A 20,568-nucleotide genomic window follows, 5' to 3' on the forward strand; every position below is an offset into this window, starting at 1 on the left:
AGCATGTCAGGGAATGATTTCAGCGGGTCTAATAATAGACCAGAAGACGGTTGTGGCCTAATTTTATGAATTATAAGAAATTGCATCTTTGGTCCAAAAATAGACCCGGGAAGACGTAAATAAGGTATTCCCCAATAGGTATGTTTTATTTTTGTTAAGGATGAGTCTACAGCTAGACCTTAAAATAGATTGTGCGCGGAAAAAGAGTTGTATAAATTTTGACTCGTCAGCAGGGCTGATCCGGATTGTACTACACAAGCCGCAAGTGGTTTTTATTTAATGAATGACAGGCAGTATATAAAGGGCCAGATGCAGTATGGTGCTGGAACATATCAGCGCCATCGCCCAATTCCAGTAATGAATAAATCGATACAGAGTGTGATGTGATGAAAAAGAATATAATGATGGTAATGCTGGCAATAAGCGCCGTGCTGCCGCTAAGTCCGGTTTTCGCTGCGGCAGGAACGGTTAATTTTAACGGGAATATTCTTGATTCTGCCTGCGATGTTGATATCGCCTCTCAGAACCAGGTGGTTGTGCTGGGCGATTATTATAAGACGGAATTCCCCTCGACGGGAGCAAGAACAGCGGCAACTCAATTCAATATTGTCTTGAAAAACTGCCCGGTGACGGTGACTAACGCCAAAGTACGTTTTGACGGTACGCCGGATGCCACCAATGCCAGCCTGCTGGCTATCGATTCATCCGTTCCGGGGGCGGCAACGGGCGTGGCGATTAACCTGATGACGGCGGATAAGGCAGACTTACCGCTGCACGGCAGCAATAGCCATACTTATACGCTGAGCAGCACCGCCGACAATACGTTGAACTTCTACGCACAGTATATTTCAACCGCGGCAACCGTGACCATGGGGCCGGCTAACTCGGTGGCAAACTTCTCTGTGGTTTATAACTAAGTCTTTTGCAGTAATCAGTAGGGGGCCACCCGGCCCCTTTGTTTTATGAGGTATAAAATGCGTTTTATCAAAACCGCCGGATTGGCTGTGGCACTGTTATCGCTAATGATAACGACCGCCAGTGCCGGGGTAATTATTGGCGGCACCCGAATTATATTTGATGGTGCAAAAAAAGAAGCATCAATCAATATTAATAATCCTGACCCTACGCCCTGGTTAATTCAGTCATGGGTAGAAATGCAGGACGGGAGTTCTGGTAAGACGCCATTTATTATTACCCCACCGCTCTATCGTCTGGACGGTGGGCAAAAAAACCTTGAGCGTATTGTCATGACGGGAGCACTGCCTCAGGGGCAGGAGAGCTTATTCTGGCTGAATATCAAAGCCATTCCGTCCGCAACGAAACAGATGAACGCTCTGCAAATTGCGGTAAAAACGCGTATTAAACTGATTTACCGACCGGATGGCCTGCGTGCGTCAACACCAGAGGAGCAGGCGGATAAATTAACCTGGCAACGAACAGGTAATCAGCTTCAGGTAACTAATAGCACGCCCTACGTCATTAATTTTAATGAGATTACCGTAGGGGATAAAAAACTTGATGATGTGACGTATGTTTTACCAGGCACTTTCGCGCGGTTCACATTACCGCCGGGGAGCAGCGGCAATACGCTCACGTTTAAAATTATTAACGACTATGGCAGCCCAGGGAGCACGCACCAGGCCCGTTTGTGATTGTGTTACTGACGGGCACGTGAGCATTAATTAGGTTACTCGTAATGACAACGTTAAATACAAAGAGGCGGCCTGCGCGCCTGGCGACGCTTATTGCCTTAGCGCTTGCAGGTCACTCACCGACGCTATATGCCAGTGAAACATTTAATACAGAACTGGTTGAGCTGGATAATCCCGGTATGGGCAAAGCTGATTTATCGGCCTTTGAATCTGGCTCTCAGGCAGCGGGAACGTATCGCGTTGACGTTATTCTCGACGACCAGTTAATGGATACCCTTGATATAACCTTTACTGCGCTGAAAACCGACAGCGGTAATGAGGTATTGCAGCCTTGCCTGAGCATCGATCAATTAAAACAGTGGGGCGTCAGAACCGCGCTATTTCCTCAGCTCGCTTCAGGCAAGCCGGGATGTGCGGATCTGCAGGCTATTCCGCAGGCCAGCACCGATTTTCAGTTTGGTGCTCAGCGTCTGGTGATAAGCATTCCTCAGGCGGCAGTCGATCTGCCAGCGAGGGGCTACGTGTCGCCACAAATGTGGGACGAAGGAATAACGGCGGCCATGCTGAATTACAGCCTGAGCGCCGCAAACAGCCGGGCGAAAACAGGGCAGGGTGCCAGCAGCGCCAGCCAGTACGCGAACCTGCGTCCGGGGGTCAATATCGGGCCGTGGCGTTTTCGCAATTATACCACCTGGTCACGGGAGGCCACCGGGCAGAATAAATGGGACAGCGTGTACACCTACGCACAGCGCGCCGTGATCCCGCTTAAGGCCCAGCTCACGCTTGGCGACAGCTCCACACCTGCGGATGTGTTTGACGGTATCCCGTTTCGCGGTGGTCAACTGGCCTCGGACGATGACATGCTGCCCGACTCCCTGAAGGGCTACGCTCCCGTGGTGCGCGGGATTGCGCGCACCAATGCGCAGGTCGTGGTGCGGCAGAACGGCTACCAGATCTATCAAAGCTACGTGGCGCCGGGCGCGTTTGAGATTGCGGATATGTATCCCACCGGGGGCGCGGGCGATCTCGATGTGACCATAAAAGAGGCTGACGGTAGCGAGCAACATTTCACGCAACCTTATGCCTCGCTGCCGGTGCTGCAGCGGGAAGGGCGGCTGAAGTATGCCCTCACCGGGGGAAATTATCGCGCCTATAACCCCAGCGTGGAGAAAACGCCGTTCGGGCAACTGACCGGAATTTACGGTCTGCGGCACGGTATGACGATCTACGGCGGGTTGCAGGGTTCCAGTAAATACCAGTCGCTGGCCTTAGGCCTGGGGACAAATATGGGGGAGGCGGGCGCGCTTTCCGCAGACGTTACACAGAGCTGGTCAACGCCGGATAACGCCGCCAAAACTCAGGGGCAATCCTGGCGCGTGCGCTACAGCAAGAACATGGTGAATACCGGCACGAACGTTTCAATTGCGGGATACCGCTATTCCACCCGCGGCTATTACGGGATGCAGGAAGTGCTGGACTCCTGGGGAGACGGCAGCGCATTGCAGGACAGACGGCGAAACCGGGCAGAGCTGACGATGAGCCAGTCGCTGGGGGGCAGTCTGGGGGCGATGACGCTCAGCGCAGCGCGGGAAGACTACTGGAATTCCGGTACCTCGATGGTCTCCTGGAGCGCCGGCTACAACAACTACTGGCACAACATCAGCTATGGCGTGACCTGGACATACAGCAAAAATGGTCGTTCAGCCTCATCCGGGAGCGAGAGCGGCAAAACCTATGACAGCGACCGGCTTCTGGCGATTAACGTCAGCGTGCCGCTGGACGCATTTCTCCCCCAGACGTGGGTGAACTACGGCATGAACGCCAGCAGGAATAACGGCGCAACGCACACTGTCGGTATGAATGGCGTAGCCCTTGAAAACAGAGCCCTGAGCTGGAACGTGCAGCAGGGATACGGCACCCAGGGCGTGGGCTATAGCGGCAATATGAACGGCGATTACAAAGGCACATACGGTGACGTCTCGGTGGGATACGGCTATGACAGAAACAGTGAGCGACTGAATTATGGCGTGCAGGGGGGTGTGCTTGCCCACGCGGATGGCATGACGTTTTCTCAGCCGCTGGGTGAAACCAATGCGTTGATTAAAGCGCCCGGCGCCCACGGCGTGGGTATCCGCAATCAGGCCGGAGTACGTACGGATTACCGGGGCTATACGGTGGTCAGCAATCTTTCCGTGTACCGGAAAAACGATCTCGCCCTCGCGCCGGAAAATATGCCTGATGACGTGGAGCTGGAGATCAATACGCGCACGGTGACGCCGACGCGTGGCGCGGTGGTGAAGGCCGAGTATATCTCCAGCGTTGGCCGCAAGGTGCTGATGACCTTATCGGACAGTAACCGCGCCGTGCCGTTTGGGGCGGTGGTCACCCTTGAGGGTAATGCCAACGGCAGCTTTATCGTGGGCGATCGCGGTCAGGTTTATTTAACCGGTATGCCCGAGCGGGGAACGGTCGTTGCGACATGGGGCAATCAGGCCAGCCAGCGGTGTCGCGCCGATTTCAGCCTGCCGAAACACACATCAAACGGCGGCATTGCTGACACCAGCGCCAGCTGTCGCCAGGAACAGTAATATGAAAGACATAAAGATAATTTTATTCGTGTGCTTACTCTCCGGCTGGAATATAGCCCGTGCCGGCACCTGCACCACCATCGTTCCGCAGCTGTCTACGCTGGCGGTGGGAACCATTAACGTTCAGCGTGATGCGCCCGTTGGGACGGTCATCTTCTCCGGTGCGGCGACAGCGACGGGGGCGTATCTTACTGGGTGCAGCAACCCGTTCATGCTGGGGTTTAGCATGCGGTACAACAATGCCACGCTGAGCAGCTACGGTAATCACGTTTACAATACGAATCTCAGCGGTATTGGCATTCGTTTTTCGTCCGGCAATACCTTCGATAACCCGAGCAATACGTTCTCTTATAGCGCGCAAACCTCCTATGTGAACTGGTTTGGTGGAAAAGTCGAACTGGTGGTGACGGGGCCGGTAGAGTCGGGTGATTTAGCGCCGGGCATTATCGGCGTCGTGACCATTCAGGGAAGCGACGGCGTTTACCGTGACGGCCTTCCCACGCAGCTCACCTCAGGAACCATTAGCGTCCTCGCATGCAGTATTAACACGCCTCAGCTAACGTTTGCCTTTGGCGATATTCCGGCTTCAGCGTTCACAGGCGGTGTGGGAACCACGCCTGTGGGCGTACAGAATACGCAAAATCTGGGATTAAACTGCAGCGCCGGTACCAATATTTCGGTCTCGCTCAGCGGAATACAAAACCCCGACAGCGCCAATACCAGCATAATGGCATTAACGGGGCAGGGGAGTGCCGGTACGGCTAAAGGTGTCGGCGTGCAGCTTTTATATAACGGTACGCCGCTGGTATTGAACAGCCGTCTTTTATTAAAACAGTCTGCGGGCGGGCAGGAGACGCTCCCGTTAACGGCGCGCTATTACCAGACATTAACCGCCGTCGAATCAGGCTCGGCCAATGCTTCTGCCACGCTTAATATAACCTACCAGTAACAGGTAACAGGATGAATATACGGCACAAGAAAATACTCATGCTTATGTTGCTGAGTTGGGAGGTGTTATCCGCCGATAGCGTCAGTGTCGGTGTGACGGGAAATATCGTGGCCTCTCCCTGCATATTTAATGGCGGGAATACGCAGCTGGATATTAATCTCGGCAATATAGAGGCGACAAATATGGCGACGCCCGGCTCCTCATCCGACCCGGTACCGTTCACTCTGTCGTTTACGCAATGTCCGGTAGGGACGCGCAGCGTGATGGTGTCATTTACCGGCACCCCCGATCCCGTGGCTGGCGCGGACTACTACATGAACAGCGGTTCGGCGACAAATGTTGCGGTTGCCATGCGTGAGGCCGCAACGGGGACGCTAAAGGGAACGGGTTCCAGCATCACGCAAAATATTGCGGCAGACAGAACCGCCACGATGGCTATGCAGGCTGCGGTCAAATCGGTTAGCGGTGGTGCGACGCCGGGGAGTATCAGTGCAGTCGTTGTGATGACGATGCAATACAACTAAGACACAAGCGTGTTGATATACCCGTCATACTTCAAGTTGCATGTGCGTTGGCTGCACTCGTTCACCCCAGTCACTTACTTATGTAAGCTCTTGGGGATTCACTCCCTTGCCGCCTTCCTGCAACTCGAATTATTTAGGGTATAAACCTTATTGATTAACAGACATTGGTGCTCGCTATGTTGAATATCCTGATTCAAGAAACAGATCAATTTTTTCACCATGGACTGCAGCGTTTCTTTATGGAATTCTTTTGGCGCAATTTTAAGCGACAGATCCATTTTGGTGATGAGCTAAGCTACGATAACGTCAGTACGGCGGATATTATCGTTATTACGTTATGCCATGGGGAGACGCTCACCTGTTTTCCTGAATTACAGGCGCGACAAAAAGGTATCGTGATAGGGCTGGTTGAGGATGCACTGCGTTTCTCTGTATTGCCGTCCTGTTTTCAGGATATTATTTTTATTCCCCGTAGTGCCTCGCTCGATCATCTAAGCCAGATATTGTTTATCGCCTGGTATCGCATGCGATCTCCCGGTTATATCTGGAAGAAAATAAGCTGTTCCGAGTGTCAGTATAAAATATTATCGCCGCAGCAAATTCGCATTATGGTGAATTTTTACAGGGGGTTATCGGTGGTGCAGATTGCCCGTGCGCTGAAGATGAGCGATAAAACCGTCTTTACGCATAAGTATATGATGATGCAAAAATTCAATCTGCGAAGTGATTTCGAACTGATGGCTCTGATTCGCAAAATGGTGGAGAAGAAGAGTCACCCGAACATGTTGCGTGACTATCTGGTCAATAATTATGGATAATGTGCCCCTTTGATGCAGTGAATTACAAAACATAGTGCACGGTTATGCACCTATAGAATAGCGTGTGCGTCATGGTACTTTTTATGCTTTATATAATGACGCCTTCGCTATGCAAATTCATAAAACCATCAAGCCGATTTTTGTCTGTAAGTTTCAGTGTGTTGGGCCCGAGTGCTTAATGTCATGCTGTCGTGGCTGGACGATCAATATTGATAAGAAAACCCACCAGAAATATGTCCTCTCCTCACACGCAGGCATTGCTGCCATTGCCAAAGAGAATCTCATCCTTCAGCGAAAGGGCAAGAGCAACTATTCCAGAGTCAGGCTCAACGAAAAAGGGGACTGTCCTTTTATCGATGAAAACAAGCTCTGCATGGTACACCGCGATTTAGGGGAAGAGGCGCTCTCGCATACCTGTAGCACCTATCCCCGGAGTTCAACCCGCTATCAGGATGAGACACGGCATACGATGACGCTCTCCTGTCCGGAAGTGGTGCGACGCGTGCTGTTTGACCCGGATGCCATGCTGCTTCAGGAGCAGGATGAGTTAGTGGCGCGTTACAAAACAAACCTGATTGGGCAGCGTCAGTCTGTCTCGCAGACGCAGCAGGTGATCCATCTTTTTGCCTGGAATTTAATCCAGTCGCCTTCCCGTAACATTGAAGAGAATTTAATGGCGCTGGCACAGTTTATTCTCTGTCTTCAGCACGTTAATTTTGATTTGCATAATAAATTTTCTGAAGTGGAAAATTTCTACGGGGCGTTACTCAATGAACTTCAGAGCGGCAAATCGCTGATCGATTCCGGTAATCTGGCCAATTCAAACGCGATGAAATATCTGGCTTTGTCCGTGATGGGGACCAACGTGGCGAAAGATTCGGCCCGGGACGGTTTTATTCTTGAAGGGCATCAGCAAATTGCCGCGTATCTGAATATTGCCGGTTCAGACGACGCTGCTGAACTGGAGGCGAAGTTCGACAAGATTAATCAGCAGTGGCATAAATTGTGTGAGGATTCCTGTTTGTCAGAACCTTACGTGTTACGAAATTATCTGCTGTATAAACTCTACAGCAGCTATTTCCCCGGCAAAAATACGGCAACCGTCATGCGTCAGTTTTATCGTGTGGTGCTGGACTTTTTCTATGTCAAATTCATTCTCAGCGTAAAATCGATGCAGGGTGAAATCGACCAGCAGGTAGTGATGAAAACCATCGCCAGCCTTTCAGAAAAGACCATGCACAATAGCACCATAGATGCGCGCATGGACTTTGCGATTGATAAAATCAACGGCGGCGATGATTTATCCTGCCTGTTGTTGATTGGATAAACGCGCAAGAGGCCGGGTACGCACAGCGTTACCCGGCTTTTTCCTCAGACATTCACCGCATCGATCAGCCGCGATTTCATGGACTGATACGCAGACGCCGCAAAGTCCTCCGCCCAGCGCTGATCCTCAATCGCCTCCAGTTGCACCGCGCAATACTTTGTTTCCGGCGTTTTGGAGATAGGGTCGAGGTTATCCTGTGTCAGCTCATTGCAGGCGCCAATCCACCACTGATAGGTCATATAGACGGCCCCGGCGTTGATACGCTCGCTGATGCTGGCGCGGGTAATCACTTTGCCGCGACGCGAACGCACCCACACCAGCTGTCCGTCGGTAATACCCAGTTTGTCCGCATCGGCAGGGTTCATTTGCACCCGGCCCGGCTCGTCGGCCAGACTTTGCAGCGCGGCGCAGTTCCCGGTCATGGAGCGGCAGGAGTAGTGTCCCACTTCACGTACGGTACAGAGCACCAGCGGATAGTCGTCATCAGGCGTTTCAGCCGGCGCGCGCCACGGTGCGGCAAAGAGCTGTCCCTTACCGCTCGGGGTGTCAAACTGATTGTCTTTGTACAGGTACGGCGTGCCCGGATGATCCAGCGTCGGGCACGGCCACTGCACATGGCCCATTTCGCCCATTTTTTCATACGTTACGCCGTAGAAGAGCGGGCACAGCTCGCGCATCTCATCCCAGATCTGCTGGTTGGAGTCATAATGCATCGGGTAGCCCATCTCGGTGGCGAGCAGGCTGATGATTTCCCAGTCGCGCTTCACGTTGCCGCTGGCCTCAATGGCTTTGCCAAAACGCTGGAACCCACGGTCAGCACAGGTAAAGACGCCACCGTGTTCACCCCAGGAGGTGGCAGGGAGGAGAACGTCAGCCACCTCTGCCGTTTTGGTCATAAAGATGTCCTGAACCACGACAAAATCGAGCGCTTCAAAACCGCTGCGCACCAGGCCGAGATCGGCCTCAGTCTGAAGCGGGTCTTCGCCCATGATGTAATAGGCTTTGACCTTGCCCTCCAGCGCAAGGTGAGGCACTTCGGTAATGCGCGTTCCGACGCGATCGTCCATCGCCTTAACGTCAATCCCCCAGGCATCGGCGAACTTCTGCCTGACCGCCGGATCGGTAACATCCTGATAGCCTGGGAACATATTCGGCAGAACGCCCATGTCACAGGCACCCTGTACGTTATTTTGACCGCGCACGGGCCCGACGCCGACGGCAGGTCGTCCAAGGTTACCGGTCAGCAGCGCCAGGCTTGAAAGCCCTTTGACCACATCGACGGCCTGACCAAACTGGGTCACGCCCATTCCCCACATCACGGTAGCGGAAGGGGCCGCCGCGAAGGTGCGCATCGCCTGGCGAACGTCACGGGCGGGAATACCGGTGAGATGTTCGACCTTCTCCGGCGCATAGTCTTTCACCGTCTGCCGGTAGGCCTCAAGCCCTTCCGTAAAACGCGCCACGTAGCTTTTGTCGTACAGCTCCTCTTCCAGCAGCACGTAGCCAAAGGCGTTAACCAGCGCCATGTTGCTGCCGTTTTTCAGCTGCAGATGTTGATCGGCGATGCGCGCCGTTTCAATGCGCCGCGGATCGCAGACGATAATTTTTGCGCCGTTTTCACGCGCTTTCAGCACGCGCCGGGCGACGATAGGGTGGGAGTCCGCGCAGTTGTAGCCAAATACCAGCAGGCATTTTGAGTTTTCAATATCGTTGATTGAATTGCTCATTGCGCCGTTGCCGAGCGTCTCCTGTAAACCGGCCACGGAAGGGCCATGACAGACGCGCGCGCAGCAGTCCACGTTGTTGGTGTTCAGCACCGCGCGGGCAAATTTTTGCATCACATAGTTTGTTTCATTGCCGGTTCCGCGGGAGGAACCGGTGGTCATGATTGACCGCGAACCGTGCTGCGCTTTAATGCTGCTGAGCTTGTGAGCGGTGTAGCGGATAGCCTCTTCCCAGGTAACGGGGGTGAATGCCTCGCCTTTGTGATAACGGATCATCGGCTGAGTCAGGCGCGGGGTGAGCAGACGGGTATCGTTGAGGAAGTCCCAGCCGTAAAATCCTTTCAGACACAAGGTGCCCTGGTTTGTTACCCCCTCTGCCGCTTCGGCACGGATGATACGGTTATTTTCAACGACAAGGTTTAATTTACAGCCTGCACCACAGTACGGGCAGACGCTGGCGATCTTTTTCATCAATAACAGACCTGTTAAGAAATGAAGCAAAGTTGACTGGAATACCCAGTCCCGTAAACGGAGAGTAGCAGGATCCGTGCCAGGATGACTTTGCTGGTTTTACAGGGTGTTATGCGGGGAGGGCGCGTGTCATCGTCAGGCCGATCGTCAGTTTTGACGATGACACGTTAGGTGCGTAGAGTGCAGGAACTTAGAGATCGTCCATCGTGTAGCCCACCACGATTTCCAGGGTCTTACGAATCACATCCGCCTGAACCACATCATTTGTGGCTTCCAGGGTCTGAATGAGCCAGAGGATGATCGCTTTATTTGACAAATGCCCCTCGGAGGCCAGAACACAGCGTACTGCAGTAGAAAAAATAGCGGACTCTTCAGCAAAACGATCGCCTGCGTGACGGAAGTATTCCGACAGCGCACTGTCTAAAAAAGCAGAATGGTATTCGGGTTGAAGCTGAATATTTTGTCTCATTTGTTCTCACCGTAGCTGTTAAATTGCAGTCAATGTATTTTTTTGGGATCGGACGGTTTTCCACTTCCAAATAACGGCACAACATTGTCTCTGTTATCGTTGAGAGGTCCCTCTCTGTTCGTTCGTCCTTGCGCGGTTCTGCGACGCGTAAATGCGATGCTGTTTGAGCCGATCTCGGCAATCACCACCGCAAGAGTCTCCCGCCGCCGGGGATCCTTTTCATGTTCTTTCATGCTCCGCAGACGCTGCAGCAATCCTTCGGTTGTCACTGGCCCCCGCTCTTTCAGAAGAGAGAGAACGGCTTCACCGATAAGCTGGTCGATCAGTCTGTCTGCGTTACTGCTATTCATCACGTTACCGTTCGAAGAGCAGACCAAGCAGCATGTGGTAATGCTCTTCCTCTTCCGGCCCATCGGCTCTTTCGAGGCGGCTGAGCAGTTTGGTACAGAGCGATTTGCGGTTAAGGTTTCGCCCGTCGCTGAGAATTTCGACAACCACCTGGCCCAGCGTCTCCTGTTGGGTAGGAAGCGCGGCCTTTTCGAAGTACTGTGCGATCGCTGCTGCGGAATCTGTGGCGTAACCTTTCTGCTGCATGTTTCGCTCCTGTAAAATTTTGTAATCACTAACGTTACATTTAAGGTATACATAATTCCTAAATCTGTACATTAAAAATGTACAGATTTTTTATATTTTTATGATATATTTTATAAAGTGCTTTATTTTCATGGTGTTATTTGGTTGTCATGAAGCGGTAACGTTACAGGGTATATTGTACAAAAAGGTCAGGTGCGGGTAAGTTGTACAGGGCGAAAAAATGTAGCATTAACTCCCGTAAATGGTTGAGATGTAAATTATTTGTCAGGCAATTAATATGCTATACATGATCCTTATCCACCTTTTTTGTGGCCAAAACCCTAACCCTCAGGAATAGCATGCTCACAACCATCATTTACCGCAGTCATATCTGCGCGGACGTTCCAGTGAAAGCGCTGGAAGCAATGGTCGCTGCTGCCAATAGTAAAAACCGGCAATCCAATGTCACGGGGATCCTGCTGTTTAACGGCACACATTTTTTTCAGCTGCTTGAAGGGCCAGTGGAGCATGTTTCTGCCATCTATGAGCAGATCTGTAATGACCCGCGCCACCATAACGTGGTGGAGCTGATGCGCGATCACGGACCTGTCCGGCGTTTTGGTAACGTGGGAATGGAGCTTTTTGATTTGCGCCAGTTCGACAGGGATGAGGTGCTACAGCAGGTGCTCAACAAAGGGACGACGCGTTACAAGCTGACGTATAACGACCGCCCTCTGCAGTTTTTCCGCACGTTTGTCGAAGCCACGGAAAAAGCCAACTACTTTGAACTACCACCGGCGGATTCATGGGATTTCGTTCCCGAAGAGACGCGCCTGTCCGCGCAGCCCGAGGTGGTCGCGAAAGGGGCAGATTGCAGCTTTGCATTCCAGCCGATAGTCGATCCGTTTATGCAGCAGGTCGTCTCCTGGGAGGCACTACTCCGCTCCCCTGATGGCGGCTCGCCTGGCGTCTATTTCGCCAACCGCCCGCGTGACGAAGTGTATGCATCTGACTTGCAGAGCAAGCAGGTGGCGCTTTCCATGGCCAGCGCGCTGGGGTTACAGCACCAGACGTTATCTCTTAACCTGCTGCCCATGACGTTGGTTAACATTCCCAATGCCGTGGATTTCCTGCTCACCGCGATTGAAGCAAATGGGTTTGTGCCCGAGCAAATTGTGGTGGAGTTTACCGAAAGCGAAGCTATTTCCCGTTTTGATGAATTCGCGGATTCGGTCAGGCAGCTCAAAAGTGCGGGCCTCAGCGTGGCGATCGATCACTTTGGCGCCGGTTTTGCGGGGCTACAGCTGCTGGCTCAGTTCCAGCCGGACAGAATTAAGATTAATCGCGATCTGGTCGCGAACGTGCATAAAAGCGGTCCTCGACAGGCCATCATTCAGGCGATTATCAAATGCTGTTCCTCGCTTGAGATCCAGTTCTGCGCGGTGGGTGTGGAGAAGGCGGAAGAGTGGATGTGGCTGGAGTCCGCGGGAATTTCCCAGTTCCAGGGACATCTTTTTGCCAGCCCCCGGCACGGCGGTATTCCGGCTATTGCGTGGCCAGAGAAAAAATTCGAGTTCTGATAAAGCTGTACACAATCGGGCAGAGTTAACTGTACGACTGGCAAATTTTATACAACAATGTATTGACAGGTGAAGGGAAGAGCACCCCATTCACCTGGTCAAAATGCGGCCTTAGTTATACAAATGGTGTGTACAATCTGATAAGGTTGGTGCAGTTAGGTATGGAAGTTCTGAGCGTGAGGGAGTTAATGGCCTATTACAGTATCGGCGAAGTGGCCGAACGATGCGGTATCAACCCCGTTACGCTGCGTGCCTGGCAGCGCCGTTATGGATTGTTGAAGCCGCAGCGAAGCGAAGGGGGTCATCGTCAGTTTGACGATGAAGATATCCTGCGCATTGAAGAGATCAAACGCCTGATGAAAACCGGCGTTTCGGTCGGAAAAGTAAAAGCCTTACTGGAAAACAAGGAAGTGTTGACGCAGGGTAACTGGGTCTCTTTCCAGGAAGAGATGATGACCGTTCTGCGTTACGCCAGCCCGGCAAAGCTGCGCGCCAAAATAGGTGAGTTCCGCCGCGATCACGCGATGGATGCGTTGATTGACAATATTATCTCTCCCGTCCGTCAGCGAATGAACCAGGACCAAAACACCGTACGTCACATGGCGAGCCTGTTTGATGGCGTACTGATCGAATTCGCGATTGCAAGTCTGGCGGAGTCCCGCAAGAAAGCCGGAAAAGACGCTCTCCTTATTGGATGGGAATGCGATGACCGCACCCCTCTGTGGCTGGAAGCTGCGCGCTTATCGCAGAAGGGCTGGCACATAGACGTGCTGGCAGAACCGATTGACTCACCGCGTCCCGAGCTTTTCCCCGGGCAAAAAATCTTCGTCTGGACGGGGAAATTGCCAACGCCTCGCCAGCAGGAACAGCTAGATCACTGGCGTGAGCAGGGGTTTGCTGTCTCATTTCATCACGGATCCTGAGAGGCCTTAAGGGCCTTTTTTTGTTTTTGTTCTTTTCCTCACCAAAACTATCTCAAAAATAGGCATTTCCGATGCATATTTTACTTTTCTCCTCTCCGTCATAAATGTCGTGACGAAATGCATTATTAATCAATGCATTGAACAAATAAATCCATCCTGCCTGCATCCTTCCACAGGGTCTATGCTTAATAAAAGTAGCCAAAAAGGGCGGTTTAGATGAATGCCCCTGCTGACAGAGGGTTGAAGTGATAATCGTTATCACTAACATGGTGTTATACCCTGATGGCTTATCAGATGAGGTGGACCTATGGAACTGCATTCAGAAATCTTTAATCCTGCCGATTTTGCCTGGCGCGGTTTAACGCTCACACCGGCGGCGGCGGCACATATTCACGAGCTGGTGGCGAAAAAGCCCGAGATCCTCGGCGTGCGTTTAGGTGTCAAACAGACCGGGTGCGCAGGCTTCGGTTACGTGCTCGACACCGTTACCGAACCCGAGAAAGATGACCTGGTATTCGAAACGGACGGAGCAAAATTGTTCGTCGCGCTGCAGGCCATGCCGTTTATCGACGGCACCGAAGTGGACTACGTCCGCGAAGGCTTAAACCAGTTATTCAAATTTCATAACCCGAAAGCCCAGAACGAATGCGGCTGCGGCGAAAGCTTTGGGGTATAGGCGGTACTATGTCTCGTAATACTGAAGCAACGAGTGATGTGAACACCTGGAGCGGCGGACACCTGAATTATAAAGAAGGGTTCTTCACCCAGCTGCAGACGGATGAACTGGCGAAAGGCATTAATGAAGATGTCGTTCGGGCGATCTCGGCGAAACGTAATGAACCCGAGTGGATGCTGGAATTTCGCCTGAGCGCTTTTCGGGCATGGCTGGAGATGGAAGAACCGCACTGGCTGAAAGCGCACTATGACAAGCTGAACTATCAGGATTACAGCTACTACTCCGCGCCCTCCTGCGGCAGCTGTGATGACACCTGCGCCTCGCAGCCCGGCGCGGTGCAGCAAACCGGTGCCGATAACAGCTTCCTCAGTAAAGAGGTTGAAGAAGCCTTTAACCAGCTCGGCGTCCCTGTTCGCGAAGGCAGAGAGGTGGCGGTGGACGCCATCTTTGACTCCGTGTCGGTGGCCACAACCTATCGTGAAAAGCTGGCGGAGCAGGGGATTATCTTTTGCTCCTTCGGCGAAGCCATTCACGATCATCCGGAACTGGTGAAAAAGTACATCGGGACCGTGGTGCCCTCTAACGACAACTTCTTTGCGGCGCTCAACGCAGCGGTCGCCTCCGACGGCACCTTTATCTACGTGCCGAAAGGGGTACGTTGCCCGATGGAGCTCTCGACCTATTTCCGCATCAACGCCGAAAAAACCGGTCAGTTCGAACGCACGATTCTGGTGGCAGACGAAGGCAGCTACGTTAGCTACATCGAAGGGTGCTCCGCCCCGGTCCGCGACAGTTACCAGCTGCACGCGGCGGTGGTAGAGGTCATCATCCATAAAGACGCCGAGGTGAAATACTCGACGGTGCAAAACTGGTTCCCCGGCGACGGCAATACCGGCGGCATCCTTAACTTCGTCACCAAGCGCGCGCTGTGCGAAGGTGAAAACAGCAAGATGTCATGGACCCAGTCAGAAACCGGCTCTGCCATCACCTGGAAATACCCGAGCTGCATCCTGCGCGGGGATAACTCCATAGGTGAGTTTTACTCGGTGGCGCTCACCAGCGGCCATCAGCAGGCGGATACCGGCACCAAGATGATCCACATTGGTAAAAACACCAAATCGACCATCATCTCGAAAGGTATCTCTGCCGGGCACAGCCAGAACAGCTATCGCGGGCTGGTGAAAATCATGCCGACGGCCACCAATGCGCGAAACTTTACTCAATGTGACTCAATGCTGATTGGCGCAGACTGCGGCGCACACACCTTCCCGTACGTTGAGTGTCGAAATAACACCGCCCAGCTTGAGCATGAGGCGACGACGTCACGAATTGGGGAAGATCAGCTCTTCTACTGCCTGCAGCGCGGGATCAGCGAAGAAGATGCCATCTCAATGATCGTAAACGGCTTCTGTAAGGACGTGTTCTCTGAACTACCGCTGGAATTTGCCGTTGAAGCCCAGAAACTCCTCGCCATTAGTCTTGAACACAGCGTCGGTTAAGGAAAGCACATGTTAAGCATTAAAGATTTACAGGTTAGCGTTGAAGACAAAGCCATCCTGCGTGGCCTCAATTTTGACGTTAAGCCGGGTGAAGTTCACGCCATCATGGGACCGAACGGTTCCGGGAAAAGTACGCTTTCTGCGACGCTGGCGGGACGCGAAGATTATGAAGTGACCCACGGCTCGGTCGAGTTTAACGGCAAAGATCTGCTGGAAATGTCCCCGGAAGATCGCGCGGGAGAGGGCATCTTTATGGCCTTCCAGTACCCGGTAGAAATTCCGGGCGTCAGTAACCAGTTCTTCCTCCAGACGGCGCTGAATGCGGTGCGCAAGTATCGCGGCCTGGAGGCGCTGGACCGCTTCGACTTCCAGGACCTGATGGAAGAGAAGATCAAGCTGCTGAAAATGCCGGAAGATCTGCTGACGCGTTCGGTGAACGTTGGCTTTTCCGGCGGCGAGAAAAAGCGTAACGACATCCTGCAGATGGCGGTTCTGGAGCCCGAGCTGTGCATTCTGGATGAGACCGACTCCGGTCTGGATATCGACGCCCTGAAGATTGTCGCTGACGGGGTGAACTCCCTGCGCGACGGCAAGCGTTCGTTCATTATCGTCACCCACTACCAGCGCATTCTGGACTACATCAAACCGGATTACGTTCACGTGCTTTACCAGGGACGTATTGTGAAATCCGGTGATTTCACGCTGGTTAAACAACTGGAGGAGCAGGGCTATGGCTGGCTTACCGAACAGCAGTAATGCGCTCCAGCAGTGGCACCGGCTGTTTGAAGCCCAGGGCGGCACGCGCTCTGAACAGGCACAGCAGCATCTGCAGCAGATGTTGCGGCTCGGCCTGCCGACGCGTAAGCATGAGAACTGGAAATACACCCCGCTTGATGGCCTGCTGAACGCTGAGTTTGTGACTCGTCTGGCGGATATTACCCCGGCGCAGCGCGACGCGCTGGCGCTGAATGTTGATGCCCTGCGTCTGGTGTTTGTCGATGGTCAGTTCCGCCCCGAGCTGAGCGACACGCTCAAGGAGAGCGGATTTGAGGTTGAGATTAACGACGATCGCCAGCGCCTGAGTGCTCCGGTTCAGCCTGAAGTCTTCCTGCACCTGACTGAGAGCCTGGCCCGCGGCGTGACGCATATCCGCGTGAAGCGTAATCATCGTCCGGCAAAACCGCTGCTGCTGATGCATATCACCCAGGGTCTGGACGGCGATGAAATTAACACTGCGCACTATCGCCACCATCTTGAGCTGGCGGAGGGGGCGGAGGCCACGGTAATCGAACATTACGTCAGCCTCAGCGACACCCGCCACTTTACCGGGTCGCGCCTGACGATGAACGTCGCCGCCAACGCCCAGCTTCACCACGTCAAGCTGGCGTTTGAGAACCCGCAGAGCCACCACTTTGCCCATAATGACATTGTGCTGGGTCAGGATGCCGCGGCGTACAGCCATAGCTTCCTGCTTGGCGGAGCGGTGCTGCGCCATAACACCAGCACGCAGCTTAACGGTGAAAACACCACGCTGCGCATCAACAGCCTGGCGATGCCGGTTAAATCAGAAGTGTGCGACACGCGTACCTGGCTGGAGCACAACAAAGGTTACTGCAACAGCCGTCAGCTGCACAAAACCATCGTCAGTGATAAAGGGCGCGCGGTGTTTAACGGCCTGATTAACGTGGCTCAGCACGCCATTAAAACCGACGGGCAAATGACCAACAACAATCTGCTGTTAGGTCGTCTGGCGGAAGTGGACACCAAACCGCAGCTGGAGATCTACGCCGACGACGTGAAATGCAGCCACGGCGCGACGGTCGGGCGGATCGACGACGAACAGATGTTCTACCTGCGTTCCCGCGGTATCGACCAGCAGGCGGCGCAGAAAATGATTATCTATGCGTTTGCCGCCGAACTGACGGAAGCGCTGCACGATGGTCAGTTAAAACAGCAGGTGCTGGCGCGTATTGGCCAGCGTTTGCCTGGAGGCGAAGCATGAGTTTTCTCGTCGAGAAAGTGCGGGCAGATTTCCCGGTTCTGACCCGTGAAGTAAACGGTCTTCCTCTGGCCTATCTGGACAGCGCGGCCAGCGCGCAAAAGCCGAATCAGGTGGTGGATGCGGAAGCCGAGTTCTATCGTCACGGTTATGCCGCCGTACACCGGGGGATCCATACGCTCAGCGCAGAAGCCACCCAGCGTATGGAGAATGTGCGTACGCAGATTGCCGCCTTCCTCAATGCACGTTCACCCGAAGAGCTGGTGTTTGTGCGCGGCACGACGGAGGGGATCAACCTTGTCGCCAACAGCTGGGGCAACGCGCAGGTCCACGCGGGGGATAACATTATCATCACCCAGATGGAGCACCACGCCAATATCGTGCCATGGCAGATGCTCTGCGAGCGCGTTGGCGCGCAGTTGAGGGTAATCCCGCTCAACGTCGACGGGACGCTGCAGCTTGAGCAGCTTGACGCCTTGCTGGATGACCGCACGCGGCTGGTGGCGGTCACCCAGGTCTCCAACGTGCTGGGGACTGAAAACCCGGTGGCAGAGATTGTAGAAAAAGCCCATCAGGCGGGCGCGAAGGTGCTGATTGACGGTGCTCAGGCGGTGATGCACCACGCGGTTGACGTCCAGGCGCTGGACTGCGATTTCTACGTCTTTTCGGGCCACAAGCTCTATGGGCCGACCGGGATTGGCGTGCTGTATGTGAAAGAAGACATCCTGCAGGCGATGCCGCCGTGGGAAGGGGGCGGGTCGATGATCGCCACCGTTAGCCTGACGGAAGGCACCACCTATGCCCGCGCGCCGTGGCGTTTTGAGGCGGGTACGCCCAACACCGGTGGGATTATCGGTTTGGGGGCGGCGGTTTCTTATGTCTCCGCAATCGGCCTTGATAGCATTCAGGAGTACGAACAGCTGCTGATGCACTATGCGCTTGCGGAGCTTGCCAGCGTGCCGGATCTGACCCTCTACGGACCTGCCGACCGGCAAGGGGTGATCGCGTTTAATCTCGGGAAGCACCACGCCTATGACGTGGGCAGTTTCCTCGATAATTACGGCGTAGCGGTCCGTACCGGGCACCATTGCGCCATGCCGCTGATGGCGTTTTACCAGGTACCGGCAATGTGCCGCGCGTCGCTGGTGATGTACAACACAACGGAAGAGGTCGACAGGCTGGTGGCGGGGCTAAAACGCATTCACCAGCTGCTGGGCTAACGGAGAAGCGAAAGATGGCAGAGCTGCCTGACAAAGATAAATTACTGCGTAACTTCTCGCGTTGCGCAAACTGGGAAGAGAAGTATCTCTATATCATTGAGCTGGGACAGCGCTTAGCGCCGCTCGGCGAAGAGGCGCATAGCCCGGAGAATAGTATTCAGGGCTGTCAGAGCCAGGTGTGGATTGTCATGACGCAGTCGGAGGACGGCACTGTCGAATTGCACGGCGACAGCGATGCGGCAATTGTAAAAGGGCTTATTGCGGTCGTCTTTATTCTTTATCACCGGATGTCGGCGCAGGATATTGTCGCGTTCGACGTCCGCCCGTGGTTTGAAAAAATGGCCCTGACCCAACACCTCACCCCGTCCCGTTCTCAGGGACTGGAAGCGATGATTCGCGCCATCCGCGCCAAAGCTGCAATCCTTAGCTAGACTAACAGAACAGCATTCATTCTGTTTCGCGAGGTGGTTCCCGCCTCGCTGGTTTTTCAGCTTTCTGGCATTCTGCCAGTGAATAAGGAATCTCAGCATGAAGCGCGCGTCTCTAATAACTCTATTACTCCTCAGTTCGCTCGGTGCACTTAATTCGGCCCGCGCGATGGACTATCCGTTGCCGCCCGCAGGCAGTCGTCTGATTGGGCAAAATCAAACCTACACGATACAGGAAGGGGATAATAAGCTGCAGACCATCGCCCGCCGGTTTAATACCGCGGCGCAGGTGATCCTGGAAACGAACAATACTATTGCGCCGGTCAACCCTGCGCCGGGAACCGTGATTACCATCCCATCCCAGATGCTGCTGCCGGACACGCCGCGCGAGGGTATTGTGGTTAACCTCGCCGAGCTTCGGCTCTACTACTTCCCCCCTGGAGAAAACATTGTTCAGGTTTTCCCGCTCGGCATCGGACAGCTGGGGCTTGAAACACCGGTCACGACCACGCGCGTGAGCCAGAAAATCCCTAATCCCACCTGGACACCCACACCGGGCATCAGAGCACGCTCTCTGGAGCAGGGAATTAAACTGCCTCCGGTAGTACCTGCCGGGCCAAATAACCCTCTGGGACGCTTCGCACTGCGTTTAGGTGTGGGCAATGGGGAATATCTGATCCACGGCACCAGCGCGCCGGACAGCGTCGGTCTGCGGGTCAGTTCCGGCTGTATGCGGATGAATGCCCCGGATATTAAAGCCCTGTTCGAACAGGTACGGGTGGGCACACGCGTACAGATTATCAATGAACCGGTGAAGTTCTCCGTTGAGCCGGATGGCAAACGCTATATTGAAGTCCACCGTCCGCTGGCGCAGGCAGAGGGAGAAAACCCACAGGTCTCGCCAATTACCCATTCCGCAGACTTTGCGAGCTTTGTTTCTCAGTCTGGAAGCGATAAGGCGCTTATTAATAAAGCCCTGTCACGCCGTGCCGGGATCCCGGTTGTCGTGTCGTCGGGTAGCGTCCCGTCAGCCAGTAATAACGTGTTGTCTGTGCAGAACAGTCGGGTGCCTGCAGCGGTAGCGGAAAATGAAGGGGAGAAGGTGATGCAGTAGGGGTTTGACGCAGGCAAAAAAAATGGCGCACAAT

General features: G+C 53.8%; 20 protein-coding genes. 16 read left to right on the forward strand and 4 right to left on the reverse strand.

The window, feature by feature from the left end; all coding sequences use genetic code 11:
• The first annotated feature begins 386 nt into the window (after positions 1-386).
• The 7 genes from E3U32_RS18800 (at position 387) to fliB (ending at position 7,858) form a co-directional block, all read left to right on the forward strand.
• Entirely contained in the window at positions 387-917 is a 531-nt protein-coding gene (locus E3U32_RS18800; RefSeq protein WP_134349982.1) for a fimbrial protein, read from the forward strand.
• Positions 918-974: 57 nt separating this feature from the next.
• Entirely contained in the window at positions 975-1,652 is a 678-nt protein-coding gene (locus tag E3U32_RS18805) for a fimbrial biogenesis chaperone (RefSeq protein ID WP_134349983.1), read from the forward strand.
• A 44-nt stretch (positions 1,653-1,696) separates the two neighbouring features.
• Positions 1,697-4,240 (forward strand): fimbria/pilus outer membrane usher protein, encoded by a 2,544-nt coding sequence (locus E3U32_RS18810; RefSeq protein WP_134349984.1) that lies wholly within the window; start codon positions 1,697-1,699, stop codon positions 4,238-4,240.
• A gap of 1 nt (position 4,241) precedes the next feature.
• Entirely contained in the window at positions 4,242-5,189 is a 948-nt protein-coding gene (locus E3U32_RS18815; protein ID WP_134349985.1) for a fimbrial protein, read from the forward strand.
• 11 nt (positions 5,190-5,200) lie between these two features.
• Complete coding sequence (locus E3U32_RS18820) at positions 5,201-5,713, forward strand: fimbrial protein (protein ID WP_134349986.1); 513 nt, start codon at positions 5,201-5,203, stop codon at positions 5,711-5,713.
• A 176-nt stretch (positions 5,714-5,889) separates the two neighbouring features.
• On the forward strand, positions 5,890-6,531 hold the full coding sequence (locus tag E3U32_RS18825) for a LuxR C-terminal-related transcriptional regulator (protein WP_134349987.1): 642 nt from the start codon (positions 5,890-5,892) through the stop codon (positions 6,529-6,531).
• Between the two features lie 109 nt (positions 6,532-6,640).
• Positions 6,641-7,858 (forward strand): flagellin lysine-N-methylase, encoded by a 1,218-nt coding sequence (gene fliB, locus E3U32_RS18830; RefSeq protein ID WP_134349988.1) that lies wholly within the window; start codon positions 6,641-6,643, stop codon positions 7,856-7,858.
• A gap of 44 nt (positions 7,859-7,902) precedes the next feature.
• Here fliB and fdhF read toward each other — a convergent pair whose 3' ends face one another.
• From fdhF to ycgZ, 4 genes are all read right to left on the reverse strand, one after another.
• Positions 7,903-10,053 carry a formate dehydrogenase subunit alpha gene (gene fdhF / locus E3U32_RS18835; RefSeq protein WP_134349989.1) on the reverse strand — a complete coding sequence of 717 codons (2,151 nt, stop codon included), beginning with the start codon at positions 10,051-10,053 and terminating at the stop codon, positions 7,903-7,905.
• 190 nt (positions 10,054-10,243) lie between these two features.
• Positions 10,244-10,522 (reverse strand): biofilm development regulator YmgB/AriR family protein, encoded by a 279-nt coding sequence (locus E3U32_RS18840; RefSeq protein WP_134349990.1) that lies wholly within the window; start codon positions 10,520-10,522, stop codon positions 10,244-10,246.
• 29 nt (positions 10,523-10,551) lie between these two features.
• Positions 10,552-10,872 (reverse strand): hypothetical protein, encoded by a 321-nt coding sequence (locus E3U32_RS18845; protein WP_134349991.1) that lies wholly within the window; start codon positions 10,870-10,872, stop codon positions 10,552-10,554.
• 4 nt (positions 10,873-10,876) lie between these two features.
• The gene (gene ycgZ, locus E3U32_RS18850; protein ID WP_029739771.1) at positions 10,877-11,116 is read right to left on the reverse strand and encodes a regulatory protein YcgZ; all 240 of its coding nucleotides are present in this window, start codon (positions 11,114-11,116) and stop codon (positions 10,877-10,879) included.
• Between the two features lie 338 nt (positions 11,117-11,454).
• Here ycgZ and E3U32_RS18855 point away from each other — a divergent pair, with 338 nt between their 5' ends.
• The 9 genes from E3U32_RS18855 (at position 11,455) to ldtE (ending at position 20,534) form a co-directional block, all read left to right on the forward strand.
• Positions 11,455-12,675 (forward strand): diguanylate phosphodiesterase, encoded by a 1,221-nt coding sequence (locus tag E3U32_RS18855; protein WP_134349992.1) that lies wholly within the window; start codon positions 11,455-11,457, stop codon positions 12,673-12,675.
• Between the two features lie 188 nt (positions 12,676-12,863).
• On the forward strand, positions 12,864-13,598 hold the full coding sequence (locus E3U32_RS18860) for a MerR family transcriptional regulator (protein WP_134349993.1): 735 nt from the start codon (positions 12,864-12,866) through the stop codon (positions 13,596-13,598).
• 307 nt (positions 13,599-13,905) lie between these two features.
• Positions 13,906-14,274, forward strand: coding sequence for a Fe-S cluster assembly scaffold SufA (gene sufA, locus E3U32_RS18870; RefSeq protein WP_134349994.1), 369 nt, complete (start codon positions 13,906-13,908; stop codon positions 14,272-14,274).
• An 8-nt stretch (positions 14,275-14,282) separates the two neighbouring features.
• Positions 14,283-15,773 carry a Fe-S cluster assembly protein SufB gene (gene sufB, locus E3U32_RS18875; protein ID WP_134349995.1) on the forward strand — a complete coding sequence of 497 codons (1,491 nt, stop codon included), beginning with the start codon at positions 14,283-14,285 and terminating at the stop codon, positions 15,771-15,773.
• Positions 15,774-15,782: 9 nt separating this feature from the next.
• Entirely contained in the window at positions 15,783-16,529 is a 747-nt protein-coding gene (sufC, locus tag E3U32_RS18880) for a Fe-S cluster assembly ATPase SufC (RefSeq protein WP_014831592.1), read from the forward strand.
• A complete protein-coding gene (gene sufD, locus E3U32_RS18885; protein ID WP_134349996.1) occupies positions 16,504-17,775 on the forward strand; it encodes a Fe-S cluster assembly protein SufD in 1,272 nt (423 codons plus the stop codon). Before sufC ends, sufD begins: the two co-directional genes overlap by 26 nt.
• Complete coding sequence (gene sufS / locus E3U32_RS18890; protein ID WP_134349997.1) at positions 17,772-18,992, forward strand: cysteine desulfurase SufS; 1,221 nt, start codon at positions 17,772-17,774, stop codon at positions 18,990-18,992. Before sufD ends, sufS begins: the two co-directional genes overlap by 4 nt.
• A gap of 14 nt (positions 18,993-19,006) precedes the next feature.
• Positions 19,007-19,423 (forward strand): cysteine desulfuration protein SufE, encoded by a 417-nt coding sequence (gene sufE / locus E3U32_RS18895; protein ID WP_134349998.1) that lies wholly within the window; start codon positions 19,007-19,009, stop codon positions 19,421-19,423.
• Between the two features lie 97 nt (positions 19,424-19,520).
• Positions 19,521-20,534 carry a L,D-transpeptidase LdtE gene (gene ldtE, locus E3U32_RS18900; protein WP_134349999.1) on the forward strand — a complete coding sequence of 338 codons (1,014 nt, stop codon included), beginning with the start codon at positions 19,521-19,523 and terminating at the stop codon, positions 20,532-20,534.
• The last annotated feature ends 34 nt before the right edge of the window (positions 20,535-20,568 follow it).

This window comes from Lelliottia nimipressuralis, from assembly GCF_004402045.1.
GTDB lineage: Bacteria > Pseudomonadota > Gammaproteobacteria > Enterobacterales > Enterobacteriaceae > Enterobacter > Enterobacter chinensis.

What these genes read in the sequence shown, in the direction of transcription:
- E3U32_RS18800 (WP_134349982.1), top strand. Translation starts at nt 387, where the DNA reads ATGAAAAAGAATATAATGATGGTAATGCTGGCAATAAGCGCCGTGCTG.
- E3U32_RS18805 (WP_134349983.1), top strand. Translation starts at nt 975, where the DNA reads ATGCGTTTTATCAAAACCGCCGGATTGGCTGTGGCACTGTTATCGCTA.
- E3U32_RS18810 (WP_134349984.1), top strand. Translation starts at nt 1,697, where the DNA reads ATGACAACGTTAAATACAAAGAGGCGGCCTGCGCGCCTGGCGACGCTT.
- E3U32_RS18815 (WP_134349985.1), top strand. Translation starts at nt 4,242, where the DNA reads ATGAAAGACATAAAGATAATTTTATTCGTGTGCTTACTCTCCGGCTGG.
- E3U32_RS18820 (WP_134349986.1), top strand. Translation starts at nt 5,201, where the DNA reads ATGAATATACGGCACAAGAAAATACTCATGCTTATGTTGCTGAGTTGG.
- E3U32_RS18825 (WP_134349987.1), top strand. Translation starts at nt 5,890, where the DNA reads ATGTTGAATATCCTGATTCAAGAAACAGATCAATTTTTTCACCATGGA.
- fliB (WP_134349988.1), top strand. Translation starts at nt 6,641, where the DNA reads ATGCAAATTCATAAAACCATCAAGCCGATTTTTGTCTGTAAGTTTCAG.
- fdhF (WP_134349989.1), bottom strand. Translation starts at nt 10,053, where the DNA reads ATGAAAAAGATCGCCAGCGTCTGCCCGTACTGTGGTGCAGGCTGTAAA.
- E3U32_RS18840 (WP_134349990.1), bottom strand. Translation starts at nt 10,522, where the DNA reads ATGAGACAAAATATTCAGCTTCAACCCGAATACCATTCTGCTTTTTTA.
- E3U32_RS18845 (WP_134349991.1), bottom strand. Translation starts at nt 10,872, where the DNA reads ATGAATAGCAGTAACGCAGACAGACTGATCGACCAGCTTATCGGTGAA.
- ycgZ (WP_029739771.1), bottom strand. Translation starts at nt 11,116, where the DNA reads ATGCAGCAGAAAGGTTACGCCACAGATTCCGCAGCAGCGATCGCACAG.
- E3U32_RS18855 (WP_134349992.1), top strand. Translation starts at nt 11,455, where the DNA reads ATGCTCACAACCATCATTTACCGCAGTCATATCTGCGCGGACGTTCCA.
- E3U32_RS18860 (WP_134349993.1), top strand. Translation starts at nt 12,864, where the DNA reads ATGGCCTATTACAGTATCGGCGAAGTGGCCGAACGATGCGGTATCAAC.
- sufA (WP_134349994.1), top strand. Translation starts at nt 13,906, where the DNA reads ATGGAACTGCATTCAGAAATCTTTAATCCTGCCGATTTTGCCTGGCGC.
- sufB (WP_134349995.1), top strand. Translation starts at nt 14,283, where the DNA reads ATGTCTCGTAATACTGAAGCAACGAGTGATGTGAACACCTGGAGCGGC.
- sufC (WP_014831592.1), top strand. Translation starts at nt 15,783, where the DNA reads ATGTTAAGCATTAAAGATTTACAGGTTAGCGTTGAAGACAAAGCCATC.
- sufD (WP_134349996.1), top strand. Translation starts at nt 16,504, where the DNA reads ATGGCTGGCTTACCGAACAGCAGTAATGCGCTCCAGCAGTGGCACCGG.
- sufS (WP_134349997.1), top strand. Translation starts at nt 17,772, where the DNA reads ATGAGTTTTCTCGTCGAGAAAGTGCGGGCAGATTTCCCGGTTCTGACC.
- sufE (WP_134349998.1), top strand. Translation starts at nt 19,007, where the DNA reads ATGGCAGAGCTGCCTGACAAAGATAAATTACTGCGTAACTTCTCGCGT.
- ldtE (WP_134349999.1), top strand. Translation starts at nt 19,521, where the DNA reads ATGAAGCGCGCGTCTCTAATAACTCTATTACTCCTCAGTTCGCTCGGT.